Consider the following 25,899-nt stretch of genomic DNA (forward strand, 5'->3'; position numbering starts at 1 on the left):
AGGATTATGAACGATACCTCTTCTGACGACATCCTTCTGCTGAAACAGCGCCTGGCCGAACAGGAAGCGTTGATCCACGCCCTGCAGGAAAAGCTGAGCAACCGGGAACGCGAAATAGACCATCTGCAGGCGCAACTGGATAAGCTGCGCCGGATGAACTTCGGCAGTCGTTCCGAAAAGGTATCCCGCCGTATCGCGCAAATGGAAGCTGACCTGAACCTGCTGCAGCAGGAAAGCGATACGCTGACCGGCCGGGTGGATGACCCGGCAGTGCAGCGCCCGCTGCGTCAGACCCGCACCCGCAAACCGTTCCCTGAGTCACTCCCACGGGATGAGAAGCGGCTGCTGCCGACTGAGCCGTGTTGCCCGGAGTGCGGTGGTTCGCTGAGTTACCTGGGTGAGGATGCCGCCGAACAGCTGGAGCTGATGCGCAGCGCCTTCCGGGTTATCCGGACAGTCCGTGAAAAGCATGCCTGCCGTCGGTGCGATCGCATCGTTCAGGCCCCGGCTCCTTCGCGCCCCATCGAACGGGGGATCGCCGGACCGGGGCTGCTGGCCCGAGTGCTGACCTCAAAGTATGCAGAGCACACACCGCTGTATCGCCAGTCGGAGATCTATGCCCGCCAGGGTGTAGTGTTGAGTCGTTCTGTACTGTCGGGCTGGGTGGATGCGTGTTGTCGTCTGCTGGCACCGCTGGATGAAGCCCTTCAGCACTATGTCCTGACCGACGGCAAACTCCATGCTGACGATACGCCTGTCCCGGTGCTGTTGCCGGGCAATAAGAAGACGAAGACCGGGCGCTTATGGACGTACGTTCGAGACGACCGCAACGCCGGATCAGCGCTGGCCCCCGCAGTGTGGTTCGCTTACAGCCCGGACAGAAAAGGTATCCACCCTCAGACCCATCTTGCAGGCTTCAGTGGCGTACTGCAGGCTGATGCCTACGCCGGGTTCAACGAGCTCTACCGCGACGGCCATATAAAGGAAGCCGCGTGCTGGGCCCATGCCCGCCGAAAAATCCACGATGTTCACGTCCGTACCCCGTCAGCCCTGACGGAGGAGGCGCTGAAACGGATCGGCGAGCTGTATGCCATCGAGTCGGAGCTCAGAGGTAAAAGAGCAGAGGAACGGCAGGCAGTCCGGCACCAAAAAGTGCTGCCGCTGCTGGCGTCACTGGAGGGGTGGCTGCGGGAGAAACAGAAAACCCTCTCAAGGCACTCAGAACTGGCGAAGGCGTTCGGGTATGCGCTGAACCAGTGGCCGGCGCTGACCCGCTATGCAGAAGATGGCTGGGTGGAGGTGGATAATAACATTGCCGAAAACGCCCTACGACTGGTCAGTCTGGGGAGAAAAAACTGGCTGTTCTTCGGCTCGGATCATGGTGGTGAGCGCGGTGCGTCACTGTACAGTCTTATCGGGACGTGCAAATTAAACGGCGTGGATCCGGAACGCTATCTGCATCATGTACTTGATGTCATCGCCGACTGGCCTGTGAACCGGGTGGGTGCTCTGCTCCCGTGGCGGGTTACTCTGCCTGCCTGACCAGCTTCACTTCGTCAATACGGTTCTCACTGCACGCTTACCTTCAACGGGGCTAAAGTCAAAGTCATATACTTCTCTATATCTTCTGACAGCACCCAATGACTCCCATATGTTCACCAGTTCTTTTTTCTCACTAACAGACTGGTTGTCCCGCAGGATAAAAGTGTGCGGCCCCGGTGACAGGTGTTTGCCCGCGTTCAAATGGTCAGTGGCATATGATATTAAGGAGTTAACAGCAGAGAATGATATCAACTGCGACCGATATTCATTGGTTTTTACAGTTCTTGCGGAGTTATGGCCGGTGGTGTATCGGCGATCGAGAGGAATGCAGCCTGGCATTAAATGGGATAGTACCAGATTGAGATTGTCACAAGTTTCCTCCTCAATCAGGATATGCACATTGCCGTTAATAAACCCCTTCACTTTAAGACTATCGTTATCAATACTTACCCATTCGCCAGGGTTACTCATCATGTACTCTTTGACCGCAGCCGAATTCACATCCTCAGCACCGCTTCGTCCATACATCAGTCCAATAACCTTACGAAGGTCATTAAAATAGTTGAGATAGTCATAGGATCTGCGGTTATCTCTACTTGGTAAGCAGCTGGCTATGATGAGTTTGTTGCTGAAGCCCTGGGCACGGTTAGTCTTATGCAGAGCGGAGAGCTTTTCAAACACACCATGAACCATCTGGGCGAAGTAGTCTTTTTTCTCTTCATTCAATGCGAATGCGGTAGAAAAGATACTTTCTTCGTTGAAGGGTACAGGCTTAAGCTTCTCAAAATTTGATTCTGATGATTTTCGCCATGCCCTCAATCCTTCGTTCCAGTCATCGTATCTTTCGGTGGGCATAAATGGTTTTACGCCGGTCAGATCGAGCAGCTTTTGCCAGTACTTTTCATCGAGAGCACAGCGGGCCCGTTCTATACAGAACAAATTTTCTACAGCCAGCGTATATTTGATGGAATTGTCACAAGAATCACAGAACATGCGCCATGCTTCATCATGCCGGTTCCGCATCACTGCATCATACATGGCCTGCATGTGCTTCAGTGTTGTGTTGTATTCCACCAGCAGATCGCGCATGGCATTTAGTTTTTGAAAGCCGTCATGTTCAATGAGGCCACTTTGACTGTCTACGGGATTAGCATAAAGGCTGAGGACGTCTGATTCATTTTCATCGTTATTCGCTAATACAGCTGTCGGTAGGTTCATCAGATTTCTCCAAATAGAGAAATTATGAGACAGGTATGGCAGGTGACGAAGCAAATCGACGAACTACATAAGCCGGGATATTTGGGGATACCGTGAAGTACATAGCACGGCGGAAGTCCAAAAAAAGAGACCCCAGTAAGGGGTCTTAAATGAGGTATATATAACTATCAGATCACAGAGCCCGAAGCAGACTACTCAACGTCCTGAATTTCAGGAAGCTTCAACCCTTTCGGATAGAAGATTGTATGAACAGTCAGGTCAGCCAGGAACGTAGATTTGATAATTAATTTTATTATAGGGTTAATACTATCCCAAGAATCGGGCGAATTCCAGATAGTGGCATCACAGCTTTCAGGATACTGGTTAACTCCAGGAGCATGGCCAGCCGTGCAGCGCATTGGGTCGGTTGATTCATGCTCGCATTTAGGGCAAATATAGCGCCGCAGCTGGTGTTCACCTAGGTCTTGGTCAAAATCGTGAGGAGTTTCCCAGCAATGAACATCTTCAAGCTCAGGTAGCCTGGACGGAGTGTAAAAAGCCCACGGCACTTCCGTACCTCGCAGTACCTCAAGTGCGTGTATCACCCGCTCAGGCTCGATTTTAAGCACGTCACTGTATGCTTCTATTCGATCACGTAACAGGCTGGCCATTACAGAGATTGTATGGATATCGATACCGGCTGCTTGAGCGTCCCTTTCCAGCTGCTCAATAACGACATCAATACTTGCTGGTGGTGCAGACATAAATAACTGCGTTGCGGCTTCTTGTCGTGACATATACGAAGGTTCCTTCGGTTACCGGTGACAGTAACCGATATTTTCCCCTCGCTACAGCTGGTCACGAATTTTTTCAGCTTGTACATCGGATACCAGAACACAATCACCTGTTGCAGAATTACAAACGTAATATTTTCCGTCCTGATGCTGCTGTAATTTCAGTTTTGTACCCGTAAGTGACACTGTAACGCCACTTGCTTCAAACTGCCCTTTGTTGGTGATGAAAAAGTTGTTTTTTGCGAGGGTTCCGGCTTTCAAATCAACGCCTCTGATCACTTCACCCAGGTCCCATTCGTTCATTACTGAGCGTTGTTTATGGATCAAGGAGCCAAGACAGACAAACACCACGACACTGATTGCAGCAAGACCCATAAGGTTTTTAAACGAATGGTGGGCTTTCAGGTCAAGCGTCTTCGCTTCTACCAGCTGCTCGGACGTTAACTGGACAGCTCGATTGTTACGCGAAGGACGTTTACGTTGGTTAGCAGTCATGGTTCACCTCTGTTTGAAGGAGAGATAATTTTAAACCTGCCAGTATATAAGCGATCTGAATTGGGTGAAGCGAATCATCAATGCTCATGGCCAGTCTACCCTTCTGATTGGTATCTACGGCTTTGCTGCCTCGGTACTGGTATCCATATCTCTTCCTGGCAAGTTCCAGGCCAGCCAGCATGTACTGGACTTGCTGTAACGATAATGAATCAATTTGCAGAGACTTGAGCCTGTTTTTTTGCTGGCACAGACCAAATAACTCCCTCGACTCGAAATCGTCGGGGTAAGAGTGTAGTAACCCATCAACTGAGCAGGCATTCAACTTATCGAATTCACGTTCAATACCCTCGACCGAGAAATGTCGGTCTCGAACGGACTCGACTCTACATTTGCTGAGCTGGCCATCTGGTGTGGCTACAAATATAGTTGCGCCTTCGGTCAGGTCTCCAGTCCAGTTTGTATGATTAGTCATATACGCTCCGTAATGGGCCTACTAAACAATATTATCACGGCTGAATATTTGACGAAGCAGTGCGCGATACGCGCCATGATAATGTTAAATTAGTCGTTTATTTGATAGCACCATTTTTCTCTGAATACTGTTCAAACCAGAAAACAATGGGTTTCTCTACAATGCTTATCTGGCCGAATCTTTCTGCCGTTCTGAAATTCATACTACTCTTCCGTGCCCTTTCAACCTGTAAACTTATTTGTTTGCGGAACATTTCCAGTGAATATGTTGTTTTGAGCAGATTGCAGGGCGCACAGGCTGGGAAAAGATTTTCTAAGCAGTTGGCACTTTCATTAAACACTTCACCGGTAGCCTTAAGCTTAAATTTCCCTCTGGCCGCAGCTTGCATATCCTGGACGGATTTCCTTAGCACAGGTTCTACGTGATCAGCGTGCCAACCTTTTTCTTTCAGTACCTCGCCACAATATGCACATCGACCACCAAATTTAGCCCTCAGTACTATTCTTTGTTTTTTTGACAGAGACATAATAAATTCCTTGTGGAACTAAGAGAATCGGCCATCGTCTATTGATTCAGCGATGTTGACTGCCAGGGCGTTATCGTCCAAGCCTGACAACGTTTCATAGCGAAAGACAGGAATGTGAGTTCTTTTAAAAAGGGCAATAATGAACTCTCCTTCAGGCTGAGCGCTGATAGCATCTTCATTGATCATTGCTAGCACTAGTTCCCCGGTATGCGCATCGGAGAGAACAAAATCGAACACGAATTCATCTGCGTACTGTTGCGCCTGAAGTACGTCAACCGGGGCAACCGGTTCATCTTCGAGCTCCAGCTCTACTAAGTCCCGGGCAAGCACCTGGGGTGCGATAATGTACTGACCATTGAACACCGCACTCAAGCGCACATAAAGATCCATCAGGACTTTTGGCAATATCGAATTTTTTTTGATGAAGTACTCGCTCAACCCATCAAGTGCGGCGTTCTCGTCGGCATCGGCATTAATATCTGCCTGCTGATCATGCTCGTCCAAAGGTTGCTGAGTTTGTTGTTGTTCTCGTTTTGTTCGACTCGCGTAGATAAGTATGAAAGCTGCAAAGCACACAAATGTCAGAAATATTGCGAGAGCGATTATATATTTTAGAGTCATGGGTTCATTCCTATAGTCTGGAGATACTCAGGCTCCTTGAACTTCATATTTTCGGGTATATGCCGCATCACCTTTTTGATGTATGGTTGTTCAATTCTCTTAAGCGTATCTAATTGAGATTGATAATCCTTAGTTCTCAAATCATGCTCAGCACCCAGTTGTCCTAATAACGTCTGAAGTTTCTTTAAGGCTTTGCTGCACTGCACTTCGGCATTATCCAGCTTTTCAATATTTAACCAGGAGAGAATATCGATAACAGGATTTATAGTCAGATCGACAAACAGATCAAGCGTGTCATCTGGTAAATTTGAATCAATAGGTGATTGCCGGGCAGGCATTTCATCTGCTAATCGCTTAAGCGCACCCATAGCTCTCTTTAACGAACTACTCGCAGAGGATGTGTCTATTGCTGAAAGTATGGATATTGCTTTACTGGTAGTAACCATATCCAGAAATTCAGTTGTGGAAGCACTATTACATTCATCCTTTGCTGTTTTTAATAGTTCACGGGCATTTTCTGCAAGTTTGAGTCGTCTGCCTGACTCGTTATATTTTATCTGAGCTTCTTTCCAGCAGTTGACTAGATGCTGATAAATCTCACAATCTGGTGATTTCGAAATTTCTTCCAACGAGGACATAACTACGTATTGAAGAAAGATGCTCCTGCATTTTGGCAGCAGCAGGTTAAGATGCAATTCACATTCGTTCAGCTTTTTTCGCGCCGGTGTCTCTCTGAAGAGACCAATAAATAGCGCCCACAATGAAAACTGACGATCTCTTGTCTCTTTAACCAACTCTTTAACTGCCAGGGCTCGGGCAATGTTAGCATTTTCAACCTGGCGTGATAACTCTTGGAGTTCTGTAGCTGTAATCATCTCTCAGCCCTTTAATGGAAGGTTTTTTCTGGTTGTTTGGCTTCTGCCGCGACACCTTGTTGTTCGTCTGACGGCGTTGTGATGAGTCCTGGGCTTTCACCCCCGAGGGCTTTTATCATTGTGTCCAGAACCTCCATAACAACAGAGGTAAACAAAACGAAATCGGCATCAAATCTTTGGGCGTGATCTTCTGGCGAAATGTCATCGTTCTGTTCAATAAGTTCTTCCGTAAAGGTCAGTCGTGAAAAGATGAAATTGTCATTCAGGATGAAAAACATCTGGTTCATCCAGCCCAGTGCAACCTTTGTCACAAGCTTTCCGGCCTCGATGTGATGAGCGATCTCATCACATATCAAATCCTGGCGTTTTGTTGTAACGACCCCCCCGTTTTCGAGCACATCTTTGAGCGTGGCTTCGTCGCATAAAGCTAGGCCAGGCGGCAGACTTCCTGTTTTGACCCACTCTGTTAACGTCAGTTCTACCGGCGTTTCCAGCGTGAATGGGATAATTGGAAGTGAGCCAATAGTTTTACGTAGCAAAGCTGTTACATCATCTGCTTTTTTATGGCTGGTGGTCTCAACAAGCAGTAGACGTGATTTAGTATCCACCCAAATGTTTGTAGTGCTGTATTTGCTGAAAGCCTTTGGTATGAGCTCAGCGAGCACGGCATCGTTGACGGCCTGGATCTCCATTTTCTTTAGCCTGCGGTTTTGCTCTTTCTCCAGTTTCTGAACCCGGGTTCGCACAATTTCTTTGATGGTCGCGGGAGGAAGTATTTTCGATTCGTGCTTAACAGTCAGAAGAATGAGATTATTCGACTCATGCTTTAACAGCTCGACATCTTCACCCAATGGCGGGATCCATCCTGACCGTGCCATATCATTAGGCCCGCAGGGAGTGTATTTCAACTCACTTAACTGTTCATCCAGCTTGTCTAATTCCAGAGCTTTTTGGATGCGGTAGACTACAAGGCTTTTGGGTTTAAATTGGCTCATCGTGGCCCTCAGCTGTTGCTTGATTAATTTTAATAAGGTCAGAGACACGCTCGCGGATCACGACACACTCCCAGTAAGTTAGAGGCTTAGAGCTCAGCACTTGTTTAAACTGCGCCACGGCAATATCAGGTGCTGTCCGATATTGTTCGGCGATATCCTGACAAAATTTCTCAGTCTCTGGGTTATGCAGCTTTTCAGAACAATGGAAGCGTTTCATGCCGCAGCTCCCTTTTTCGAGTTATCCGCTAATTTGACCGCGAAGATTTCTGAAGCTTTTTTCCCATCCCCGCTGCCTTTAAATATGCTTCTCCGGGCAGTCACACCATGAATAGCGAAGGCTTGATAAAGCTCACGAATATCAGGCGCATCGTGGCATGATGCGATGACATGAACCCCGCGTTCAGGCAGCAACTGGAGCAGTTTGGTAAGCTCAATCTGCATAGCGGGTGTAAAACCGCTGGCATGGTAAGCCGTGAATCTGCCGGGATTAACATATGGTGGGTCGCAATACACCACATCACCCGGGCGGGCCATTGATAGCGTGGTCTGGAAGCTGGCGCAAAGTAAAGTTGCTGAGGACATTTTCTCAGCCATTGCGTATAACTCTGTCTCTGGGAGATAGGGGTTGGCGTAATAACCCCAGGGGACGTTAAAGATGCCTTTCCGGTTGTATCGGCATAGTCCGCGATGGCCAAACCTATTCAGATAGATAAACAGAGCAGCTTGAGTGTCACTTGCACTATCATGATTATTGAACTGGCTTCGCAGCTCATAATAGGCGTCCTCAGAACGCCCGAGACAGTAAAGGCGTTTAAGCTCAGAAAGTACCTTTTCAGGCGACTTAAAAATACTCTGGTATGTATCGATCAGGTCGCTATTAATATCGGCCAAAATGTATTCTGGGTAATTCGTATTCATCATTACAGCGCCTGAACCGCCAAAGGGCTCAATAAGCCGACCACCTTTCGGTAGTACATGCTTAAGACTTGCCATAATGTTGTGTTTGGCTCCTACCCACTTCAGAACGCTTTTCATTTCATTCTGGCTCCAGAATATTAGGACGCAGTGATCGCGACCAATGGGAGCGAGATGGCATATAGCCATCCCGTCAGGAAGCTTGTTTTAACGTTATCACGCCCATGAAATTGGCTATTTCGAAAAGGCCGACAAAACGAGAGCGTTTTGTCAGACACGGACAGGCATGATGATGTCGTAATTGTTTTTGTTTACTGAAATCAATATGCCGGTCGTTGTATCACGCAAAGCAATCTGTGCGGCTTCTCCTTCTTCCGAACACGCCCCCAGGCTTGCCAGTGATTCCAGGAGGTAATCGGCATTCATACCGATATCAACAATTGTTTCGGGCTCGCCTGCCTCTTTCGCAATGTCCATCACCTCTTTGCAACTGATTGCATTTGAGCCGGGCGACTTAAGCTGTAGGGCGTTGTCTTTGAATGACATCACACAAACACTGGTGTTGTTTGGCGAGCCCTCTTTAAGCAATGGGGTTGCGCGTTTTAGTGCGGTGGTGAGTTCAGAAGGATCAACCTTAAACAGTTCAGTATTTTTGGCTACCGTGCTGGCCACGCGCTTCCAGTCCGGGTAACGGCCATCGACAAGATTTGAAATGACTGTATGGCTTCCGAGCGTAAATGTCAGGTTACGGTTGCTGTAGTCAATTTTGAATTGACCCTGGCTACCGCTCAGGATTTTATGGAGCACGGGGAAAACCCCGTTGGGTAAAATCACACCTGCATTCGTGTTACTGATAGAGGTAGGAGCTGTCGGAGATTGAATCTCATCGCCCACGTCATCGCTGAAGTCGATATCATGAGAACTGACGGCCATACGATGTCCATCAGTGGCTACAGCAATAAATTGGCCATTATCGATACCGAGGTAGACCCCATTCATATAAAAGCGGACATCGTTCTGAGCCGCAGCGTGGCTGACACGCTTGATAATCTGACTCAGCATCTGCGTTGGAAAGTAAACGCTGTAATTATGTTCCAGCGTCTCAGCCTGAATTTCGGGTATATGGTCTAAGCAAACCGGGATGTTATAGGAGTTTTTGTCGGTGCGAATGACAAGATGGTTTTTTGCCGCATGGAAGCGGACGTTAATTTCATCTTCGCCGCGCATGTTGCGGATTAAAGAAAAGAGTTGTGTTGCAGGTACTGATACGTCCATATCACCATTGCCCCCCGATACCGTCCCTTTACTGGTAATTTGGGCAGAGTTTAAGTCAATGCCAAGGGCAGAAAGACAATCCCCACGTAACCGCAGCGTGATCATCTCCAGTACTTTCATTGCAGGAGACCGGCGAATAACCATACACGGCATTTCGATAATTTTGAGAAGTGCTTCAGCAGAAATATCAAACCCTGGAAGCTCTTTAAATGATAAGCGTCTTGCCTTTGGTTGAACTGCGTCTATTGTAGATGCGTCTGTCATTTTACTGTCTCCCATAATTATCCGTGTTAAATTAATCGTACCCCCGGTCAATCAAGTGACGAATAGCAAATTATGAAAAAATGAAGTTTATTTGTGGTGACGGCGATAACCTAATTCAAACGCGAACTGCCATTGGTATTCATTTAAAGCACATCCAAGAGATGTGATGGCCTCAACAATTTCCTTTATAATGAGGTTGCCTGAATTCAATCTGTACTCGTAGTACCAACCTATATCAAATGCGATAAGCTGGAGGCGGAAAAGATGGATCTGAGGAACGTAACCAGTAACGCCGCTAAGCGCTTTTATATAAATGAGTTCCCCTTCCATTTCTGATAGAAAAACCATGTCAAGAATATTGGACGCGAAATTCGTCATGGTGAACATAAATTGAGCCTCTTTATTGAGCCTCGCGTAACACATCGGATGCCTTAAAGTAGCCGAGTCGGTGCATCATTTTATTGATCTGACCTACTTTGCCATCAGACCCTTCATACTTACTCAACCGGTGAAGTAAGATACGCATGGACATCAACACACTGTCTGATGCGTTATCACCACGGGTAAGTAGTTTATCAGTACTATCTGAGTATGACCCCGTAAGTGCCGCGCTCACCAAATCACCGGCAATAGCATCCGGGTGGCACAATGCCATCAAACCGATAATCAATGCCTGCCGATTAAGTTCCGTTTCTGTCAGGCCTGTTTTTGAAGTGAGTTCTGCTAGTAAATTATCAGTGCTCATTATCATGCTCCTTTTGCTTATGTTCTCCCGGTTGAATGGCGGAAGAGTCTTTACTACTGCGTGAAAATACATCCGCGACCAGAAATTTAGCTTTCTCTGAAGGACTCATAAATTTCCAGAGTTCATCAGGATATTCATCGTCATGCTTTTCAGATTTTTTCAATCGGGAGATTCCTTTTAATTTTGCAGCCATGCGGCTCCGTCCATACGGACGGATTGGCATTGTAAAATTTTGCTGCGAACTATCAATCAGACCAGTAAAGTGACGACCCATATAAATACCTCTAAGTGCAGTAGTTATTTTTTCCCGATTCAAAGCTCCGCCTTTAACGTCATACTACGGGATAGCATTACTGCAACGAAATATTCAGGGATTGTTTACGGCGTTTTGAAGGTGTTATCCATTACCGTTTTACTTCTCGCTACCCAGTCGTTTGCATCACTGCAATTGATGTTTGACGCTACGACCTGACGGGCGGATGTATAGATTGGACTTGCATAACCACCATTCCCGGCAACTACCAGACGGATACTGTTGAGATATGCGTAAACAGGATCCTGTAGGATTGTAGAATCGATGGATGCCTGCTGTTTACAGCTATCGCTACGCATCTTTACTACATCAGTTGCGACCATGACGCATTCAGGACATTCATTTTTAAGCTGAATGAACTGAGTTGGTGTCTGCCCCGCTGCTGGACTTCCATCTGCTCTAAGAGGAATATTGGCTTCAGCAATATTGATGCAGAAAGTCGATCCCGCAATTAGCGCCAGCAATAATTTCGTTTTCATATAACCTCGCCTTATTTAATTCAGATTTATCGAACTGAGCTTACTGCTTTAAGTGGTGAGTAAGAAAAAAAAAGGGTGACAAAACGGGGGGTGTTTTTTAACCTTAATCATATCCCATATGATTAGGTTGATTATGAACAATGCCAATATGCAGGGAGATGGTACTGAACATCGCCTGGAGCGCTTTTCCCGTATTCAGAAGGATGCGTTGGTACTTCTTCTTTTGTGCAAAGAAAAAGGCACTGCGATAGTGCCATTCACCAGGTTGCTGGGGTTTATTAACTCTGTTCCAGACAGCCAGGATGTAGCTGAGCCCAACCTACGTAAGTCACTCAAAACATTGCAGCAAAATGGCTATGTATGGAAGTACCGGAACAAAAACGATCTTACAGTTTCATTTGAGTTAACTTCATCAGGAGAACTCCAGGCAACTTCATTTCGGGTGCGAAGATTAGAGGCATGGGGCCAGGCAGACGAGTAAAACTCGTCTGCTGGTGGTTACACAGAAAGATACTTTTTACTGATAGTTAAAGCGCTGCGTCGTTTTAATGCAAATGGACGATTATCAGAAAGTCTGGAAGCATTACCGGCGCGAATGAATATGCGTTTCATCCTGCGGTCAAAATGTTCTTCTGACCAGCCGAAGGGATACGTACCCTTAATACCATCTATTGGCCCGGCAAGAATGCGAGCGGTTTCGCTACGAAGAGTACTTCCCCTTAAACCAAATGAGCTAAGTTTATTTCTTATCAGACTTACAGAAAATTTCCTGGGTTTTAAAACACCCTTAATACAGTACAGATGTTTACTCATAGCATTACCCTTTTATTATGGGAACGATTAGCTGCGCTGCATAAAGTCGATGGATTGGCGTTTGTTTTCTTCGATTATCTTCATTGCCTCTTCAAGCCATCCAGCATCTTCACCCCGGCTGGTTAGCTCTTTGTGCTTTAGTTTGAGTGCAAATACTGCGTCATCAGCACCGGCAGTAAACAATTCTTGTCTGACTTGTTGTGTGCTGGTTGTACCATTTATAACACCAACCATATAATTCACGATATCAATAACTTGGGGGAGTAAATCTGGATCCTCATGATTAATCTCCTCGATACTGACAAACGGCAGTAACCGGTCAATCAGCATATGGGCTAGGTTGGTGATATTCAGCAGGAATAGGTTATCGTTCTCGGTGTCGCTTTTGCTTTTTACTTCTGATGCGGTAAACGACTGAACCCGGCGATTGTATTCGCACTGCCACTCCTTACAGGCACTGATCATCCAGTTCTGTATCTCTTCATCAGAAGCGTTGGATGATGGAATGTCCATCGCAGCAGGGAGAACTTGATCCCACGGGTAAACATGAGAATCAATCATCACGCCTTCCGCGTTACGCATTAACTCAGATAAAGCCACTATGATGCGGCGCATCAGATGGTTTTCAGTGAGGAGAGTAAACTCTTGTTTCGATGCACCAACGAGCTCGACGTTGAGTCCTGTCAGCGAGTCGTTAGTGTTTGGCATAGTAACAGGCCTCCTGCCCTAAAAGATGATTATGAACCAGTCCGTGGTCGCAGGGTTTAGTAGTGCCAGTCAGCGTATCCGATTTTACGCTTTCGTCTTGATCACCAGTGTTCACTGAGGGTAGTAAAGTTTTGACGACGTTTTTCATAAAGACCTTATACTGTCATGACAGTCGTATGTAATTTTAGATAAGTTCTATAAGACATCTCAAAAAATAATGGTAATCCGCGAGCAGATTACCATTCAGGCATTCATCAATCATAATATGCTACGGTTATTATTTTATAATACCGCACTGCTTTGCTATCTCGATAACATCGCCATTTTTTATGATGATACCCAGAGTTTGCGCATCCTCAATGTGTCTAGTGGCGCATCCACCGACAGCTTTAACCTGCTCGATGAGACGGTCTGAGGCAGCAGCAGTATACGCCAGTGTACTGTCTGGAGTGTTGAGACTGAACAGATAAAAGCCTGAGACAATTCCCAAAATTACCAGTAGTCCACTTCTGAGTATCGCCGAAAAAAGGGCCGCAACGCAAATTGCACCACCGGCATAAATAGCAGCCTGGCCATATGACATAGACCCATTTTCCAGTATCGTCTGGAGTGCGTTATTGAATTCATTCACGGCAATAATTCCCCATTAGTTATGATACAAATTAAAACAGATATGCTGCTAATCATTAAAAGGCTATCTCAGTTCCATAAGCACCAGTGCTTCCTGGAACTTCATCCTGATTTCCCAAATAATAATTTTCCATTGTTGGGGGCGAGTTGCGTGGTGTTGCTGGCCTCGCGTTCGTGTTTTGTGGCCTGCGGCTATAACTGGTATTCTGCCGGTGATCCTGCCCACGGTTCTGCTGGAGGTGACGACTCACCAGTTTATTACCGCCTACATTGACTTTGCGAAGAACATGCCCCTTCACGGGGTTGACAAGTACGTCCATAAAGAAGCGTTCTTTACCATCCTCCTTGATTAGGCGGGTACGCAATTGGGCCTCCAGGTACACTCCTGTCCCGACATGAAGATGATTGCGGGCCACATCAGCAAATTGACCAAGCAAAATGATCTGATAGTGTTCTTCCGTAATTTTCTCCAGACCAGATTTATCCTCCATTGAGGACTCAGATGTTGTTACATAAATCTTTGCGTAGATGCCGTGGGTAGGGTGTTGTCGGATTTCAGGCTCACGGCCTACAGTACCTTCGATAATTACTTTGCTATAGCCACGATTAGTCATACACCCTCCCCAGCTCTGTATCGGATGACATTATTATCAGCCTGTCCGGTCTGGTGACGAATGGTAATTCGTTAAATAATTGCACTGCACATCCATAAAAATAGTCAGGATATTAAGTTTGTGGTGAGAAGGACGGCACATCAGACAAAAAAAATCCCGGCCAGGCCGGGAAAGGTGATCTTTATGCCAGCGTACTCGCCAGCGTTCTCTTTGTTATGTCCCCATACTAAACATGTATGGCCCAGAGTGAAACAATTTTTGAAACCTGCAATGAAAATACATTGTGTTTCCATTTTGTTTACCTGAAAAGAGACGAAATGTATTATTGCTTGAGATGCCTTTTTGCCATACGTTTTAGGGTTTGGAGTATTGTTTGGTAAGCAGCGAGTTCATTTTTGTACTCAGCAATCTCCGTCTCATTCTTAACATAGTCGTTTTCAAGCTTAGCTATAGTATCAGTGTATTCTTGCATACTCTGTTCAACTTTTTTTGTTGCTGTACGAAACGCAGCGCTTTTAGTCGTTCTGATACCAACGGGGAATGTTTTCCCGATTTCCACGTCATGTTTATAGAAACTGCTGATGCTTGTATTCCAGACGCTTGGCTTTTTGTCGCTAGGCCGAATTTTGATAAATGTGATTCCAGGGATTTTATCCACAAGAAAAACAGTTTTTTCACTGCCTTCTGCCGCATTCTTTTTCATTCGAATTGTTTTTACGCCAACTTCTATTAATTCGACGCTGGTTTTTATTTTCGACGGGTTGTCTACGTCCATATCAATAAATACCCGCCAGCATGACTGGCCCTCTTTTATCGATGAAGGACACGCTTGTGGAAAATGGTCTTTGTACATGGTAAACCCCAACAACCTGAAATATGTAGGATAAAGATTAAGGGCATTTATGCTGCTTACGAAATTCGGGGCGACTCACTAATCACAGGGTGCGCTGGATTGACTCTGCGGCCTGTTGCCTTAGTGCGTTGCTGATACCAATTGCTTCAGCGAGATAAGCAAGATTATCCACCAGCACACATCGTGTCCCGGAACTGAGATCTCCAGTTACTCCCCAGCGGAGCATTTCACCAGGAGCCGGTTCATAATTATCCAGTTCACACTCAGGAAGGTCTACTGGCTCTCCCAGATAATCAATTAAGACCGGCCTGATATCGCTATATTCGGCATCAATACCAAGTGGCAGATCTTTCCTGACATATTGCCTCAGAACAAATAAATCCCTTTCGCTACATTGAGGGAAAATTCCAACCGGCAAGTTTGTGATAAGAATAGCTGCACCTTTTGAATCGCCAATTTCCTGAACGAGTTTTGCGGCGCACCAGACCGCCCCCTTCAGGAACTCCAGATTTTCATGCGATTGCTGTAATGACATATAACCTCTTTCTTATTGTCTGGCCCGCTTAAATCCATCGTTGCCATATGATTTAAAATACTCAGTAAACCCCTTATCGCTTTCACGAGTGTCGGCTGCGGCTTTCGAATTTGCCTCTTGCATGTCTCTTTCGCCTTTTTCCTGGCTGAGTTTCATGAAAGTCTTAATGTTATCGTCATTAGGGTCAGCCAGTACTTTCTGATAAGCCTTCTGGTAGCGCTCATCCAGGCTTAACCCTATTCCGAGACTCTGGCATCCGCTAATGCCGGTTATGAAAGCAATGATCAGAAACTTTCGTAGGTACGCACATTTCATCATTACTCCTACCGGGATGACCCGAGCATTTTGTTCCAGGCCGTAATCAGTGACTGAATCCCAGAAGTGGGCACAGGAGCAACCCATTTACAGCAGCTGAACCACAGGCGGTTAAACCGGTGAGGCATTTTCGTGATGTAGTTTTCCTTATACTCAAAGTTGTATTTATCACCAACGATGCGCGGAACTTCTTTGCAGAACGGACAGCGTTGAGCACCCGCGCTCATTTCAGGAACGATGATGAACTCGGTTTCCCCCAGCGTATCTGGATCCCACGGTTCGCGTTCACGCCAGCATGTGCCTTCTGGGAGCACGATATTCTCGTCGCATACGATGTATTCAAAGGTGGGAAATAACAGTTGATGAACACCGTGTTTACGCCAGCGCACTAACGCCAGAAACTCAATATGTTCTGAGCTATCGGCTTCCCGGGGAACAATAAAACGGTATACACCTGCTTTAGTCGGTAACCCTTCGCCCCGGATGCCAACTGGAGTCCAGCTTGGTTCTGTTGAGATACGGCGTAGTGCAGTCATAGTTACTCCCATTAAATTTTCTTCGTTCAATTTCCAGAATGAATCGATCTTTAAATCACTCTAACGGTAACTATTCCGATTACGAAATTCCGTTACCTTTAGGAATGATCGTGTTAACAGCCAGCATTGCATTTTTGAAGAAGTGTGCATTGCTACTTCTTAACTTAACAGAAGCATTAGAACTGACCGGGCTCAATGCCAGTAATGCGGTGCTGCGTCCCAGCCAGCGATAATATGAGAATAAACCCCACGAATTCAGGAATTCTCGTTTCATAATTGACATCAATTCAGATCTATCAGTCTGGTTAACTTTTGGGAACGTAATGAAAACTGCGCTATCCGGGTTCCGGGACAACCAACTGAAAACCTCTTCATTGGTGTAATAATACTTACCTTGCGTAAACACTCGCCCATTAAATCCTAATCGCACGACTGAGGACGGTATAATGTTATGGCAATAATCGAGCATGGGATATCCCATTTTCATCTGAGCGATATCAATGCGATTATCGCTCGGAATGCTTGCAGGTGCATTTGCATTTTTGAAACCGCGAGTACTGATCGAGTAATGACCGTCATCTGCATTCTGATAAACCCAGAATGGCTTGCAATACTCTTCTGAGTCTATAGCGGCTGTAAGATACGCTTCATCATAACTTTCAAATAACTTTTTTACTTTAGTCTGGTGGTCTGCAATATTTCTGGATTGAAGGTCTGGCCTGATTTTTAAAGGAATAGAATACACCGGTTCAAATGCCTTGACCGTATGGCCAGAACTCGTATGGTTTAGCAAATACCCAACCCACTCACGTTGAATTCCTTTTCCTATATACTCGCCGCTGTTCGCCCCTGCGTTGGTATCAAAACGCACGATAGATGTTCCACGCGCAGAAAGCATATTTTCAAATTCAGCACGGATAATGTTGGTATTTTTGCTAGTTAACGAATTCTGGAGATCATGCATATGTAGCCACCATTCATGTTTCAGCTTCGACTCTCACTATAATCACATGTTGAAATTTATTGTTACAGTGAGAATGAGGACGTTTTGCACCCAAAAATAAATAGCTTTTTCAACCGCAATTTGTGGGCATAAATGGTTTTTCTTAGCGTAAAAAAATAGCCGACTATGTCGGCTATTGTGACGATTCAACAGCTGGTGGTCAGAAAATGCACATCGAGGCGTATGCCGTCTTCTGGGAAACTTCAGTAGGGTTACGACCAATGAAAATACTACGGTTATTTTCTTTCTCGCTACGCATGAAGCGGTAGAGGTGGATGGCTACTCCATGAGCTTTCTGCACATCACGTCGGTGCAGCACAAGGTGCATTCTTTTTGGTGGTATGTGTGGGAAACGTTTCGCCAGAATTTGTCCAAGCACGTTAAGTGATTCACTGTTCTCGCGTAGCTGGTAAAGGTCTTCCACGATGAAAAAGATGTTATTCCCCCTGTCGAGTTCGTCAGGTACGGGGCACACTTTTAATCGGCACTCGATGACTTCACAACTCCAGTCACGATGAGGCAGAGACATGATGATGTTTTCTTTCTGCAAGACATTCGACATAAATCCCACCTCACGGTAAAAGCTGTATCAGTTTAACTCCCAAAACCCTTCGGCTGTGGGTTCTGCATTACGCACCGGCTCTCAGATTCCTTAAGGCTTTGATCCAGTATTATTCTTGAGAAATTTGAGTTCAGAACTACCCGGCTTCCCTTTTTGGGCCGTCTTGATAAATTCCCGCTCTTTGAAATACCACCGTTCAACAATTTGTGAAGATAGCGTATTGGATTCCAAGGCATAAGCCTGCAACTCCCTCCATGCAGCTATGTTATGCGGTTTGTATTTTGCCAGCTTAATATCCAGTTCTTCTTGCCAAGATCTGGCGCGTTTTGTAAAAACCTTTCGACCCAGCATTGGGAAAACCAAGAGCCCTGCTATATTGCCGACGAACTGTACAGACCAGTCAGAGGTTATGTAAAACCATATCCCGGCATTAACCGAAACCAGAACCAATAACCATGTTCCATACGCTCGCTGAAATGGAGGGAAGCAGTTATCTCGCCACATTCGAATACTTTTTCCAATGCTGTTCAGCAGGTTTTCGTTTGTTTTCATCAGTTATCTCTGTTCCTCTTCAGCATAGGCCGTTTGTATCAATTCAAACCTGTTCACCCTGACTACTTGAAGAACTATCTGATCGGTAATGCACCTAACCGGCGTAGTGCATCAGTAACCTCGTCTATGCCGAATAAAGACATTGGCGGGACTTTATCTCCAGAGATTGAGCAGGCTGTACACAATGCATTGTATGAGCTTACTCGTTCACGATGTAGAGACTGAAGGCTTACGATCAACAGATCTCGCTCTGGGCCCGTGGTAGCTCCTATAAGGTCAAATAAACTTTGTTTAACCACTTACGTAATCCTCCGTCAAAATCAGTCAAGAGTGCGCTCATTCTCCTCAGTTTCATTTTTTAATGAACGGAAAAGGTCGACAAATCAGGCGGTATTAAAGACACCATCGTCTTTTAGTCCCATCCGTGTGTATACATCATTAATATGCTTGTGAATATATTGAAGATCACTTGCCTGCTCATGCTGTCTGATACGGTCTTCATGGCGAGAATTGGATAACCGAATGCAACGTTCCCGTTGTTCAACAATGTACTCAGTACACTGGGTATGTTCAAACATGACCTCTCCCCATTGCCTGGCAGCGCGGAGATACAACCCTCTTTCTTCCAGGTCCCGGGCAAGTATCACCGATTTGGTCGCTGGTATCTGGTACATTTCTTCAGCGAGCAGGAACGCTGCTGCACATTTTCTTTGTCCCATATCTACCTCTACCCTTTGTATAGAGTCGACATCTGGGCAGAAGTGAATGAGATTAACTCTTCAACCTGCCATTCGCTGATACTCTCCTGGTGGATAACCGAGTCCAGAAGTGAGCAGAAGACCCGACCTTCACAGAAGGCATCGAATAAGGTTTGCCAGGCACCGGCGAATCGCCCGGCCAGTTTACTTCGCTGACGTTTACTGCGGCAGCGATGCAATTCTTGCTGAAACAAGGATTCGTTTTCCGCACTGCTTTTTTCATGCAGAGCATCCCATAACTGGTTGAACCGTGTTTCAGTACAATTTCTGGCCGTTACCATCGTCATAATATTTCCTTCAGAGGCGGTTAAGCCTGTATCAATGTTGCTATTTGATATCTATTTTCCACGTAATATTCAGGTGACGAAATCTCAGCTATAAATCGCTGATGGCTAATTAGTCTGACCCGCATTTCTCCCGGTTGTACGCCCCACCAGGTAGCACCCATTCTTTTGACATGTTAATGACGGGCAATGTATAGACCGGATTTACCGCTTGCAGCAGCGCTTCCTCATCCGTGATATTAATAGGAGAAATATTCTGGCTTAGATCCAGAACATTTATTCGTTTACGACTGATAGTGACCCCAAAGCGGTTTTCATAGTTGGCCATTGCGTGAATACGCTCGGGGAAATAATGTTTGATGGTTGCCCATATGCGAGCACTGTTGTATATACACGTTAAGCATGAACTGCGACCCCATCCAAGACGATACGGTACTGGGGCTGTAACACGATGTTTTGCTAAAATCTCCCAGACTTGTTCTTCAGACCATTCAAGTACTGGCCTCCAGGCATCAACTTGTCTTTTTTTGCAACTGCTGGTATGTGGCTCCAGTTGTAAGTAATTGAATCTATTAGAGCTTTCCGCTCTCCTTTCCCCCGTAATAAAAAGCACCTTTTTTCCGTCAAAGCGTCTCTGATTTGTGAGTGCTCGCCGACCAACATCAATTTTTAGTGCTGATGAGCACCAACGTGTTTTAAGGCTTGGTGATTGCTGAGGGAACCGAAGTCGCGTGGCGGGAGTGCTTCGCTGGATATCACGTTCCGCGATTATTAATCCATCTGGGGTTTCGATACATTGCGGGCGACTGTAGCCATTCTCTTTCAGCATCTCACCTTCCATTCCTCCCTGAAGCCAGGAGAACATCAACGGTATCTGAAATGTTGAAGCTATTTTGCGGTTGTAGTCGGCCATAAATGGCCAGTCCATTAAAGTACTTCCCTCGCGGCCATCAACATCGTGATGCCAGAGTTCCACCCTGGACAGATCGACCCCGATGTCAATTAAGTGGAGAAGGCAGGCTATGGAGTCTTTTCCGCCGCTAAGGCAAATGATTATCACGTCATAGCAAGATATGTCGATATCTGGAGCGTTCCTGTACGTTTGTCCTGATAGTGGCGTGGTGATGCCTGCTATGCTACTCAGTGCAGGAATAATAAAGTTATCGTCGATTAAATCACTCACTTGCCGCGCTCCTGCTCTGAAGTGAATTTGTCAGAATCGCAGCAAGTCTAGTCTCGCCTAATGATGAGGCCAGATCTGATAGCGCTAGTTTACCTGCTGCTTCCATACCAAGTGCCTTTACTCGACTGGTATCAAGAACTGCAATTCTTTGGCCTGTTGCCTTACAGACAAGCGCATATCGACATACGCTTAATGTGCGATGGATGATGAATGAGAACATTTGATTGTCGATTTGTGCGCTGAATTTGCAGATCACATTTACTTTATGCGTCAACCCATTCTGGATTATGATTGTTGCAACATCGTCTTTAGGCATATCTACCTCCGGCTTTTTACTAAGCCTAATACGACGCTAACAGCTGACGAAATTTGCTTACAGATATAACTTTCACTGCAAATATCGTGTTATGAGTGACTGATTACTGCTTTGGAGACAGAATGGATTTTTCTAAAACTACTGTAGTGAAACCCGGTTTAATTGGTGATAACAACGCGTATTGGGCGATGCACTTTTGCTCAATTATTGAAACCCTTTATGATAATAACCGGATGAAGGTACGTTTTAATTCCCCTCTCATGGGGAAACATACACCAACAATGAGAAACCTAGTTTCATTAGCTGGTGAAGGATATTTTTCTTTAATTAAAGATCAGTTCAGAAACTTCGGTCTACAAAATTTGCTCTGCCACTATCTGATGAGTTATGAAGGTAGAGAAGTCTTAAATACTATACTTATTAATTTGTCTGATTATCGCAATGTCGATATCCTCGCTAATATGAGCCAGTTTGGTGTATTCATTAGCTGCCGTGACTTTAGAAGTGGCACTAATTTTGCGGTAGAGCATAATCCTTATCTACTTGGCCATGAGAATGTCTTTTATAATTCAGTTTATAATAGCTTAAAGTTTGCAGATCTATGCATTCTTTTCCGTATGAGAACGAATCCTAACCAAGAATCAGCTACTTTGTTTGGCATTCTTGGAGAGGTCGAAGGAAACAATGGTCAGGACTTGAAGAGACCGGCCTTCTGGGGAAGGAAAGGTTTGTATTTGTCTTTTGGTATTGGAGTCAATCCTAAACCCAAGGGGGAAAAACGTTCTAATCAATTTCAGCTTAATGACTGTACTTGCCAGTGGGTAAACGCTGCTGATGGTTATAAATTTGTCGCTATTTTTGAGTCAGAACACCATCTTGTTACAGATTATCTCGATGCAATAGGTACTATTGAACACCTTAATAAATTTGGCCCCAACCATCCTTTTCTAACACATTATCCAGCTCGGCACATTCTAAACATTGTGAGAGATGGCTGGGATAAATCAGTTGATATATTGATTACTGAACTGCGACGTTATCTTGCGCCTAACGAATTAGCTTCGCTAGGAACAAATCCAGTAATACCCTTTATACCCTCATTCAAACATTAAAATAAATGGGGCTACGGCCCCATTTTTTACTCACGATATAAGATGTAATAACATTTTCTGACCTGCATACTGTTGTTCAGGTAACCACAAAGTGCTTCACGACCATCCTGACTACGACCTATCCATAGGCCAGCCAAGCGTTTATCTGGTTGCTCAGACAGTATGAAAATTTTGCTGTTAATAAGACCAATGAATGGGCGTTCTACTCCCTGGGGGACTACAAAATTCCCCAGCGGTTTGTAACTTTCCAGGTTCAATACGATCGCAGCTGTCTGGTCACTGGAATTGTCAGCATCGTCCTGTTGCTCGCTGGCAGCAGGTTGTTGGTAGTTTTGAGAAGGCTGCTGAGCATAGAAATCGTTCGGATCGATCGATTCTGCGCTGGTTATGAAGGGCAATAGTGCTAAAAGGCCAAAAACAGCTTTTTTCATATGTCCACCATAGGGTTATGCGTTTAAATATGATTAGGCTATCAGTACCAATGCTGTCAGGCTAAAAACAATGGGGACAAATTGAGGGCTTTTATGTTGTGTTTATTGCTATTTTTGTCCTGCAATAGCATCTATTTCACACAATACACAGTGACATTTAGCTGGTGGCTCAAGTCGTTCGAATTGCGTCAGATTATGCAGACGTAATCGAGGTATACGTCTGACAGCATGATGGCCACACGAAAGTTCAAGAAACCAGATTCGTCCGTTACGGCTCCCGTCCTGAACCTTTACGTTTACAACTTCTCTCCATATGCGAATCATGGCTAACCTTCTGCCGGGCTCGGTGGTTCATCGTTGTCCTGGGTAATTTTAACGTAATCACCCTGATTGATAACGATTACTTCATTAAGATGAGGGCTGTAACGTACCCTCTCTACTTCGTCGAGATAGTCCACATGTCTACGCGCCTTGTTATTCGAGAAGCCGAGCGCTTTCCCTATTGCGTGAACTGATGGCCCACGGCCACCATTTCTGTTCATGTATTTTTTGACATACGTGATGATTGCTTTCCTGTCACTGGTCATGTCCGGGAGTTCGGCAATGTCATCATGACCTTGTCCTTTCGCTACGCGCAGCGTCATAGACTTTCTTTCACCATCGATAATGATTCGTCCCTGGTCATGCAACTGCCGGATACGCCGGGAAACGAGCCCTTTTGAATACCCCAGAGAAGAACAGATCTGCTCGTAAGACGGTGCTGCACCCTGCTCTTTGATTTCTGTCACAATGAAATCAAAGAGCCTGTCCAGGTGGGCATTTGCTTTTGGGGCGTTCTGTGCTTTTCCAGAAACACTACCGGCGTTGTCTTCAGTCATATCCCTTCCGTCCAGTTGGTGGTTGTTAATTAATGCGGGCTATCGACGTTCTTCGTCGAACTGAGACTAAAAGGCACGACGTCCGCTTTTACATCAGTTAAGGAGTGATTACCGCAGAGTTGCCCTTTAACTTTAGTCAGGCCCACCAGCGCATCCTCAAGCAGTTCTGATTCCTGAGATGTCACATTACTACCCAGTTCCATACCGATTTTTTCGCCCGCGTCCTTGAGGATACTGATAGCACGATCGATAGATTCACTGTACATAATCGCCACCTTGTTCGTTTTGTTAACATAGCCAATTAGTGCGTGTTCAGCTATAGCTGAGTTGTTTTATCACCTGTTTATGCGGCCCTTTTTCTTGCCAGGCAGCGAGCTAAAACCCGTTCCCTGGCTTCATGCTGCTCATCGATACAAAGCTGAATTCCCAACCCCAGGATGTAACGCTCCTGAAGTTCTGCCGGATGGAGGAAATTGAGCGCGGTGAAACCAGCTGGCACGGAACCATATTTGGCCAGGCTGTCTTCGTAACGTCGCTGGGCTATTTCACAAATTAAGTTATATTGAGCAATAGCTGCCTCACGTCCAACTTGATTGAATATTTCAACCGCCAGGACTTCCGAACATGTCTGCATTTTTGCATCCGTTTTGTTTACCTGACATCAGTATCACCCCGATGTGCTGGCTAACGAAATTTACGGATAGATGAATGTAATGAGGGGAATAGAACGTAATGGAATGTTTATACTGAACCCAAATTATGGGGAGCTTGATAATCAAATGTGGAAGTTTGTTGAGAAGCAGACTTCCAGACTTGGTATTAACTGGTTTTCTGACTATTAAGCCAGCTGATTAGCTCATCTTGCGTGTCAAAAGACGCGACAAAGGTCTGCTCCTGATCAGGACGTTGTGCATCCCTTATCGCTCTGAATGGAGCTTCACCGCTATAGTAGAATATTGGCTCCGCACGGCGTTTGACCCATGCTGATTGCTCGCGCTCTGCGAGCTCGCAGGCTTCTTCGTAATTGTCCGCTACTCCCAGCACTGTCGAACGATCCCAAGCTCCTCCATTCAGGCATCGAACAGTGATTTTCCCGTCCGGGCAAGTAATGCCATATGGATGATCCCACCAGGCATCAAGCTGAGACTTTGAGCGCTTTTCATTAGGTGTATCGTCGAAGTTTTTAGGTAATACCGGATTAAGGGGTATGCAGTTTGGCACTTGGATTCTCCCTGTAGCCTGAATCTACAAATAGGCAGTAAGCAATGTTCGTCAGGTTAACATGTACCTCCTGTTAGGTAATTAAGTACTTCGTTCCATTTTCGATATTCGCGTTATCTGACTCATTTTCTCCGACTTCAGGAGATCTCCATGCTGCTACGTAAGCCATGTGAATCAGGCTTGTTTTTCGCCCCGCTTTGACCCCATTTCCATGATGTTCTCAAACCTCGCGCTGTTACAGTAGGACAACTGCTACTGACGAGGTGAATATGACCAGATACCTTGGATACTGCGCCCTTGCGCTCCTTACCGTCCTGCCGACCGCTTCGGTATATTCTGCTGTACAGAATGATACAATGGGCCTATACGCTCCCGATCCCAGCTACACACCTGACATCCAAAATTCAGCACCTGTAACGCCTTCTCCGGGGGATGACAGTCTGTACAGTGATGACGTACCCGATTCATCTACCGCTCCAGAAAGCACCATTACCCCCCTGAATAGCTTTGATGTTATGTCTTTTTCTATAGGGCCGGTAAGCCTGCGGATGACAGCTTCTGAAGCGATCACTGCTATCACTGACAAACTTGGCCAGTCTGCTGGTGAAGAAATTCAAAAGCGCTACAGTAACAACTCATTGAATAGTATTTTCTGGGGAGATGCTCACCAGGAGACGGTGGTCTATTTTATCCCCGATACGGCAGTTGACCCCATTGAGCCGGTGGCTTACAAAATCCGCTTTTCATTCAGCAACCCTGATCTCTTACTGAAGTCGGCGATCGAGAAATATGGAGAGCCTTCAGTCTCTGATGCCCAGAGAGGTCGTTATATCTGGTGCAAGGCACTGGCGGAGAAAACGAATAAGTGTGATGACAGTAAATCTGAGCTTACGCTGACAACGCGAGAAGTTGAAGACACTGGCATCCTGACTCTCAGCGACCCAACGGTCTCATTTGATGCCTCGCGGACTGCAACGGCCACCCCGGATAAAGACCAGGCTGCGACTGAAGATAACCAGGGGCCATTGCCACAGCTCTGAAGTCGTCCGTCGCTGTCCAGCATCCTTTTGCAGGATTACTAAACCGA

At 45.9% G+C, this 25,899-nt stretch carries 39 protein-coding genes; 4 read left to right on the plus strand and 35 right to left on the minus strand.

Features of this window, described 5'->3' with window-relative positions:
• The first annotated feature begins 6 nt into the window (after positions 1-6).
• Entirely contained in the window at positions 7-1,542 is a 1,536-nt protein-coding gene (gene tnpC, locus SK32_RS21685) for an IS66 family transposase (protein ID WP_001000406.1), read from the plus strand.
• A gap of 6 nt (positions 1,543-1,548) precedes the next feature.
• On the opposite strand, the gene SK32_RS21690 is transcribed toward tnpC, so the two are convergent.
• The 15 genes from SK32_RS21690 to SK32_RS21760 form a co-directional block, all read right to left on the minus strand.
• Positions 1,549-2,760, minus strand: coding sequence for a DUF4942 domain-containing protein (locus SK32_RS21690; protein WP_163190390.1), 1,212 nt, complete (start codon positions 2,758-2,760; stop codon positions 1,549-1,551).
• 191 nt (positions 2,761-2,951) lie between these two features.
• Complete coding sequence (locus tag SK32_RS21695) at positions 2,952-3,536, minus strand: hypothetical protein (RefSeq protein WP_032951326.1); 585 nt, start codon at positions 3,534-3,536, stop codon at positions 2,952-2,954.
• A gap of 51 nt (positions 3,537-3,587) precedes the next feature.
• Positions 3,588-4,028, minus strand: a complete 441-nt coding sequence (locus SK32_RS21700; protein ID WP_223226831.1) for a hypothetical protein — start codon at positions 4,026-4,028, stop codon at positions 3,588-3,590.
• Positions 4,018-4,500: a hypothetical protein gene (locus SK32_RS21705; RefSeq protein WP_032951323.1), complete on the minus strand. Its 483-nt coding sequence runs from the start codon at positions 4,498-4,500 to the stop codon at positions 4,018-4,020. The genes SK32_RS21700 and SK32_RS21705 overlap by 11 nt, the downstream gene beginning before the upstream one ends.
• Positions 4,501-4,597: 97 nt before the next feature.
• Positions 4,598-5,026, minus strand: coding sequence for an HNH endonuclease (locus SK32_RS21710; protein ID WP_032951321.1), 429 nt, complete (start codon positions 5,024-5,026; stop codon positions 4,598-4,600).
• A gap of 18 nt (positions 5,027-5,044) precedes the next feature.
• Entirely contained in the window at positions 5,045-5,647 is a 603-nt protein-coding gene (locus SK32_RS21715) for a hypothetical protein (RefSeq protein WP_223226832.1), read from the minus strand.
• Positions 5,644-6,522, minus strand: a complete 879-nt coding sequence (locus SK32_RS21720) for a hypothetical protein (RefSeq protein ID WP_009654998.1) — start codon at positions 6,520-6,522, stop codon at positions 5,644-5,646. The genes SK32_RS21715 and SK32_RS21720 overlap by 4 nt, the downstream gene beginning before the upstream one ends.
• Before the next feature lie 11 nt (positions 6,523-6,533).
• Positions 6,534-7,517 carry a recombination-associated protein RdgC gene (gene rdgC, locus SK32_RS21725; protein WP_007372167.1) on the minus strand — a complete coding sequence of 328 codons (984 nt, stop codon included), beginning with the start codon at positions 7,515-7,517 and terminating at the stop codon, positions 6,534-6,536.
• Positions 7,504-7,734, minus strand: a complete 231-nt coding sequence (locus SK32_RS21730) for a hypothetical protein (RefSeq protein ID WP_007372166.1) — start codon at positions 7,732-7,734, stop codon at positions 7,504-7,506. The genes rdgC and SK32_RS21730 overlap by 14 nt, the downstream gene beginning before the upstream one ends.
• Positions 7,731-8,552, minus strand: a complete 822-nt coding sequence (locus SK32_RS21735; RefSeq protein ID WP_007372165.1) for a DNA adenine methylase — start codon at positions 8,550-8,552, stop codon at positions 7,731-7,733. The genes SK32_RS21730 and SK32_RS21735 overlap by 4 nt, the downstream gene beginning before the upstream one ends.
• A 150-nt stretch (positions 8,553-8,702) precedes the next feature.
• Complete coding sequence (dnaN, locus tag SK32_RS21740; protein ID WP_223307982.1) at positions 8,703-9,971, minus strand: DNA polymerase III subunit beta; 1,269 nt, start codon at positions 9,969-9,971, stop codon at positions 8,703-8,705.
• An 87-nt stretch (positions 9,972-10,058) separates the two neighbouring features.
• A complete protein-coding gene (locus SK32_RS21745) occupies positions 10,059-10,358 on the minus strand; it encodes a hypothetical protein (RefSeq protein WP_009653866.1) in 300 nt (99 codons plus the stop codon).
• A gap of 13 nt (positions 10,359-10,371) precedes the next feature.
• Positions 10,372-10,716, minus strand: coding sequence for a hypothetical protein (locus SK32_RS21750; protein ID WP_032951317.1), 345 nt, complete (start codon positions 10,714-10,716; stop codon positions 10,372-10,374).
• Positions 10,706-11,032, minus strand: a complete 327-nt coding sequence (locus SK32_RS26535; protein WP_223227020.1) for a hypothetical protein — start codon at positions 11,030-11,032, stop codon at positions 10,706-10,708. Before SK32_RS26535 ends, SK32_RS21750 begins: the two co-directional genes overlap by 11 nt.
• A gap of 62 nt (positions 11,033-11,094) precedes the next feature.
• Positions 11,095-11,508 (minus strand): hypothetical protein, encoded by a 414-nt coding sequence (locus SK32_RS21760; protein ID WP_007372162.1) that lies wholly within the window; start codon positions 11,506-11,508, stop codon positions 11,095-11,097.
• A 133-nt stretch (positions 11,509-11,641) separates the two neighbouring features.
• Here SK32_RS21760 and SK32_RS21765 point away from each other — a divergent pair, with 133 nt between their 5' ends.
• Positions 11,642-11,989: a hypothetical protein gene (locus SK32_RS21765; RefSeq protein WP_127649446.1), complete on the plus strand. Its 348-nt coding sequence runs from the start codon at positions 11,642-11,644 to the stop codon at positions 11,987-11,989.
• 17 nt (positions 11,990-12,006) lie between these two features.
• On the opposite strand, the gene SK32_RS26140 is transcribed toward SK32_RS21765, so the two are convergent.
• The 15 genes from SK32_RS26140 to SK32_RS21835 all read right to left on the minus strand — a co-directional run bounded on the left by SK32_RS26140 (position 12,007) and on the right by SK32_RS21835 (position 21,170).
• A complete protein-coding gene (locus SK32_RS26140; RefSeq protein WP_127649449.1) occupies positions 12,007-12,321 on the minus strand; it encodes a hypothetical protein in 315 nt (104 codons plus the stop codon).
• 27 nt (positions 12,322-12,348) lie between these two features.
• Positions 12,349-13,029, minus strand: a complete 681-nt coding sequence (locus tag SK32_RS21770) for a hypothetical protein (protein ID WP_007372161.1) — start codon at positions 13,027-13,029, stop codon at positions 12,349-12,351.
• A gap of 277 nt (positions 13,030-13,306) precedes the next feature.
• Positions 13,307-13,660: a hypothetical protein gene (locus SK32_RS26145; RefSeq protein WP_154050669.1), complete on the minus strand. Its 354-nt coding sequence runs from the start codon at positions 13,658-13,660 to the stop codon at positions 13,307-13,309.
• Between the two features lie 55 nt (positions 13,661-13,715).
• Positions 13,716-14,273, minus strand: coding sequence for a single-stranded DNA-binding protein (gene ssb, locus SK32_RS21780; RefSeq protein WP_008786804.1), 558 nt, complete (start codon positions 14,271-14,273; stop codon positions 13,716-13,718).
• A gap of 322 nt (positions 14,274-14,595) precedes the next feature.
• Positions 14,596-15,126: a hypothetical protein gene (locus SK32_RS21785; protein WP_007372158.1), complete on the minus strand. Its 531-nt coding sequence runs from the start codon at positions 15,124-15,126 to the stop codon at positions 14,596-14,598.
• Between the two features lie 82 nt (positions 15,127-15,208).
• Positions 15,209-15,661 carry a hypothetical protein gene (locus tag SK32_RS21790; RefSeq protein WP_007372157.1) on the minus strand — a complete coding sequence of 151 codons (453 nt, stop codon included), beginning with the start codon at positions 15,659-15,661 and terminating at the stop codon, positions 15,209-15,211.
• Positions 15,662-15,673: 12 nt separating this feature from the next.
• Positions 15,674-15,979, minus strand: coding sequence for a hypothetical protein (locus SK32_RS21795; RefSeq protein ID WP_032941601.1), 306 nt, complete (start codon positions 15,977-15,979; stop codon positions 15,674-15,676).
• 5 nt (positions 15,980-15,984) lie between these two features.
• On the minus strand, positions 15,985-16,512 hold the full coding sequence (locus tag SK32_RS21800) for a hypothetical protein (protein WP_007372155.1): 528 nt from the start codon (positions 16,510-16,512) through the stop codon (positions 15,985-15,987).
• Positions 16,513-16,591: 79 nt separating this feature from the next.
• The gene (locus SK32_RS21805; RefSeq protein ID WP_007372154.1) at positions 16,592-17,476 is read right to left on the minus strand and encodes a hypothetical protein; all 885 of its coding nucleotides are present in this window, start codon (positions 17,474-17,476) and stop codon (positions 16,592-16,594) included.
• A gap of 199 nt (positions 17,477-17,675) precedes the next feature.
• Positions 17,676-18,077, minus strand: coding sequence for a hypothetical protein (locus tag SK32_RS21810; protein WP_020996135.1), 402 nt, complete (start codon positions 18,075-18,077; stop codon positions 17,676-17,678).
• 90 nt (positions 18,078-18,167) lie between these two features.
• The gene (locus tag SK32_RS21815; RefSeq protein WP_009653863.1) at positions 18,168-18,629 is read right to left on the minus strand and encodes a hypothetical protein; all 462 of its coding nucleotides are present in this window, start codon (positions 18,627-18,629) and stop codon (positions 18,168-18,170) included.
• A gap of 383 nt (positions 18,630-19,012) precedes the next feature.
• A complete protein-coding gene (locus SK32_RS21820; RefSeq protein ID WP_008786801.1) occupies positions 19,013-19,348 on the minus strand; it encodes a PerC family transcriptional regulator in 336 nt (111 codons plus the stop codon).
• Positions 19,349-19,356: 8 nt separating this feature from the next.
• Positions 19,357-19,674, minus strand: coding sequence for a hypothetical protein (locus tag SK32_RS21825; RefSeq protein WP_020996134.1), 318 nt, complete (start codon positions 19,672-19,674; stop codon positions 19,357-19,359).
• A gap of 109 nt (positions 19,675-19,783) precedes the next feature.
• Positions 19,784-20,854: a phosphoadenosine phosphosulfate reductase domain-containing protein gene (locus SK32_RS21830; protein ID WP_007372151.1), complete on the minus strand. Its 1,071-nt coding sequence runs from the start codon at positions 20,852-20,854 to the stop codon at positions 19,784-19,786.
• Positions 20,847-21,170 carry a hypothetical protein gene (locus SK32_RS21835; RefSeq protein ID WP_020996132.1) on the minus strand — a complete coding sequence of 108 codons (324 nt, stop codon included), beginning with the start codon at positions 21,168-21,170 and terminating at the stop codon, positions 20,847-20,849. Before SK32_RS21835 ends, SK32_RS21830 begins: the two co-directional genes overlap by 8 nt.
• Positions 21,171-21,292: 122 nt before the next feature.
• Here SK32_RS21835 and SK32_RS21840 point away from each other — a divergent pair, with 122 nt between their 5' ends.
• A complete protein-coding gene (locus SK32_RS21840) occupies positions 21,293-22,282 on the plus strand; it encodes a hypothetical protein (RefSeq protein ID WP_007372150.1) in 990 nt (329 codons plus the stop codon).
• A 26-nt stretch (positions 22,283-22,308) separates the two neighbouring features.
• Here SK32_RS21840 and SK32_RS21845 read toward each other — a convergent pair whose 3' ends face one another.
• The 5 genes from SK32_RS21845 to SK32_RS21865 form a co-directional block, all read right to left on the minus strand.
• Positions 22,309-22,713 (minus strand): hypothetical protein, encoded by a 405-nt coding sequence (locus SK32_RS21845; RefSeq protein ID WP_008786799.1) that lies wholly within the window; start codon positions 22,711-22,713, stop codon positions 22,309-22,311.
• A gap of 326 nt (positions 22,714-23,039) precedes the next feature.
• Positions 23,040-23,591, minus strand: coding sequence for a LexA family transcriptional regulator (locus tag SK32_RS21850; protein WP_007372149.1), 552 nt, complete (start codon positions 23,589-23,591; stop codon positions 23,040-23,042).
• Positions 23,592-23,620: 29 nt separating this feature from the next.
• Positions 23,621-23,857 (minus strand): hypothetical protein, encoded by a 237-nt coding sequence (locus SK32_RS21855; RefSeq protein ID WP_007372148.1) that lies wholly within the window; start codon positions 23,855-23,857, stop codon positions 23,621-23,623.
• Positions 23,858-23,934: 77 nt separating this feature from the next.
• On the minus strand, positions 23,935-24,225 hold the full coding sequence (locus SK32_RS21860; RefSeq protein ID WP_007372147.1) for a hypothetical protein: 291 nt from the start codon (positions 24,223-24,225) through the stop codon (positions 23,935-23,937).
• 185 nt (positions 24,226-24,410) lie between these two features.
• Entirely contained in the window at positions 24,411-24,812 is a 402-nt protein-coding gene (locus SK32_RS21865; protein WP_008786797.1) for a hypothetical protein, read from the minus strand.
• A gap of 356 nt (positions 24,813-25,168) precedes the next feature.
• Here SK32_RS21865 and SK32_RS26540 point away from each other — a divergent pair, with 356 nt between their 5' ends.
• The gene (locus tag SK32_RS26540) at positions 25,169-25,852 is read left to right on the plus strand and encodes a hypothetical protein (RefSeq protein WP_008786796.1); all 684 of its coding nucleotides are present in this window, start codon (positions 25,169-25,171) and stop codon (positions 25,850-25,852) included.
• Positions 25,853-25,899 lie beyond the last annotated feature (47 nt).

Origin of the sequence: Citrobacter sp. MGH100 (assembly GCF_001034465.1) — a bacterium.
Classification (GTDB): Bacteria; Pseudomonadota; Gammaproteobacteria; order Enterobacterales; family Enterobacteriaceae; genus Citrobacter; species Citrobacter youngae.

Excerpts from the sequence above, each read along its gene's own strand:
- tnpC (WP_001000406.1), top strand. The coding sequence starts at position 7 with ATGAACGATACCTCTTCTGACGACATCCTTCTGCTGAAACAGCGCCTG.
- SK32_RS21690 (WP_163190390.1), bottom strand. The coding sequence starts at position 2,760 with ATGAACCTACCGACAGCTGTATTAGCGAATAACGATGAAAATGAATCA.
- SK32_RS21695 (WP_032951326.1), bottom strand. The coding sequence starts at position 3,536 with ATGTCACGACAAGAAGCCGCAACGCAGTTATTTATGTCTGCACCACCA.
- SK32_RS21700 (WP_223226831.1), bottom strand. The coding sequence starts at position 4,028 with ATGACTGCTAACCAACGTAAACGTCCTTCGCGTAACAATCGAGCTGTC.
- SK32_RS21705 (WP_032951323.1), bottom strand. The coding sequence starts at position 4,500 with ATGACTAATCATACAAACTGGACTGGAGACCTGACCGAAGGCGCAACT.
- SK32_RS21710 (WP_032951321.1), bottom strand. The coding sequence starts at position 5,026 with ATGTCTCTGTCAAAAAAACAAAGAATAGTACTGAGGGCTAAATTTGGT.
- SK32_RS21715 (WP_223226832.1), bottom strand. The coding sequence starts at position 5,647 with ATGACTCTAAAATATATAATCGCTCTCGCAATATTTCTGACATTTGTG.
- SK32_RS21720 (WP_009654998.1), bottom strand. The coding sequence starts at position 6,522 with ATGATTACAGCTACAGAACTCCAAGAGTTATCACGCCAGGTTGAAAAT.
- rdgC (WP_007372167.1), bottom strand. The coding sequence starts at position 7,517 with ATGAGCCAATTTAAACCCAAAAGCCTTGTAGTCTACCGCATCCAAAAA.
- SK32_RS21730 (WP_007372166.1), bottom strand. The coding sequence starts at position 7,734 with ATGAAACGCTTCCATTGTTCTGAAAAGCTGCATAACCCAGAGACTGAG.
- SK32_RS21735 (WP_007372165.1), bottom strand. The coding sequence starts at position 8,552 with ATGAAAAGCGTTCTGAAGTGGGTAGGAGCCAAACACAACATTATGGCA.
- dnaN (WP_223307982.1), bottom strand. The coding sequence starts at position 9,971 with ATGACAGACGCATCTACAATAGACGCAGTTCAACCAAAGGCAAGACGC.
- SK32_RS21745 (WP_009653866.1), bottom strand. The coding sequence starts at position 10,358 with ATGTTCACCATGACGAATTTCGCGTCCAATATTCTTGACATGGTTTTT.
- SK32_RS21750 (WP_032951317.1), bottom strand. The coding sequence starts at position 10,716 with ATGAGCACTGATAATTTACTAGCAGAACTCACTTCAAAAACAGGCCTG.
- SK32_RS21760 (WP_007372162.1), bottom strand. The coding sequence starts at position 11,508 with ATGAAAACGAAATTATTGCTGGCGCTAATTGCGGGATCGACTTTCTGC.
- SK32_RS21765 (WP_127649446.1), top strand. The coding sequence starts at position 11,642 with ATGAACAATGCCAATATGCAGGGAGATGGTACTGAACATCGCCTGGAG.
- SK32_RS26140 (WP_127649449.1), bottom strand. The coding sequence starts at position 12,321 with ATGAGTAAACATCTGTACTGTATTAAGGGTGTTTTAAAACCCAGGAAA.
- SK32_RS21770 (WP_007372161.1), bottom strand. The coding sequence starts at position 13,029 with ATGCCAAACACTAACGACTCGCTGACAGGACTCAACGTCGAGCTCGTT.
- ssb (WP_008786804.1), bottom strand. The coding sequence starts at position 14,273 with ATGACTAATCGTGGCTATAGCAAAGTAATTATCGAAGGTACTGTAGGC.
- SK32_RS21785 (WP_007372158.1), bottom strand. The coding sequence starts at position 15,126 with ATGTACAAAGACCATTTTCCACAAGCGTGTCCTTCATCGATAAAAGAG.
- SK32_RS21790 (WP_007372157.1), bottom strand. The coding sequence starts at position 15,661 with ATGTCATTACAGCAATCGCATGAAAATCTGGAGTTCCTGAAGGGGGCG.
- SK32_RS21795 (WP_032941601.1), bottom strand. The coding sequence starts at position 15,979 with ATGATGAAATGTGCGTACCTACGAAAGTTTCTGATCATTGCTTTCATA.
- SK32_RS21800 (WP_007372155.1), bottom strand. The coding sequence starts at position 16,512 with ATGACTGCACTACGCCGTATCTCAACAGAACCAAGCTGGACTCCAGTT.
- SK32_RS21805 (WP_007372154.1), bottom strand. The coding sequence starts at position 17,476 with ATGCATGATCTCCAGAATTCGTTAACTAGCAAAAATACCAACATTATC.
- SK32_RS21810 (WP_020996135.1), bottom strand. The coding sequence starts at position 18,077 with ATGTCGAATGTCTTGCAGAAAGAAAACATCATCATGTCTCTGCCTCAT.
- SK32_RS21815 (WP_009653863.1), bottom strand. The coding sequence starts at position 18,629 with ATGAAAACAAACGAAAACCTGCTGAACAGCATTGGAAAAAGTATTCGA.
- SK32_RS21820 (WP_008786801.1), bottom strand. The coding sequence starts at position 19,348 with ATGGGACAAAGAAAATGTGCAGCAGCGTTCCTGCTCGCTGAAGAAATG.
- SK32_RS21825 (WP_020996134.1), bottom strand. The coding sequence starts at position 19,674 with ATGACGATGGTAACGGCCAGAAATTGTACTGAAACACGGTTCAACCAG.
- SK32_RS21835 (WP_020996132.1), bottom strand. The coding sequence starts at position 21,170 with ATGCCTAAAGACGATGTTGCAACAATCATAATCCAGAATGGGTTGACG.
- SK32_RS21840 (WP_007372150.1), top strand. The coding sequence starts at position 21,293 with ATGGATTTTTCTAAAACTACTGTAGTGAAACCCGGTTTAATTGGTGAT.
- SK32_RS21845 (WP_008786799.1), bottom strand. The coding sequence starts at position 22,713 with ATGAAAAAAGCTGTTTTTGGCCTTTTAGCACTATTGCCCTTCATAACC.
- SK32_RS21850 (WP_007372149.1), bottom strand. The coding sequence starts at position 23,591 with ATGACTGAAGACAACGCCGGTAGTGTTTCTGGAAAAGCACAGAACGCC.
- SK32_RS21855 (WP_007372148.1), bottom strand. The coding sequence starts at position 23,857 with ATGTACAGTGAATCTATCGATCGTGCTATCAGTATCCTCAAGGACGCG.
- SK32_RS21860 (WP_007372147.1), bottom strand. The coding sequence starts at position 24,225 with ATGCAGACATGTTCGGAAGTCCTGGCGGTTGAAATATTCAATCAAGTT.
- SK32_RS26540 (WP_008786796.1), top strand. The coding sequence starts at position 25,169 with ATGGGCCTATACGCTCCCGATCCCAGCTACACACCTGACATCCAAAAT.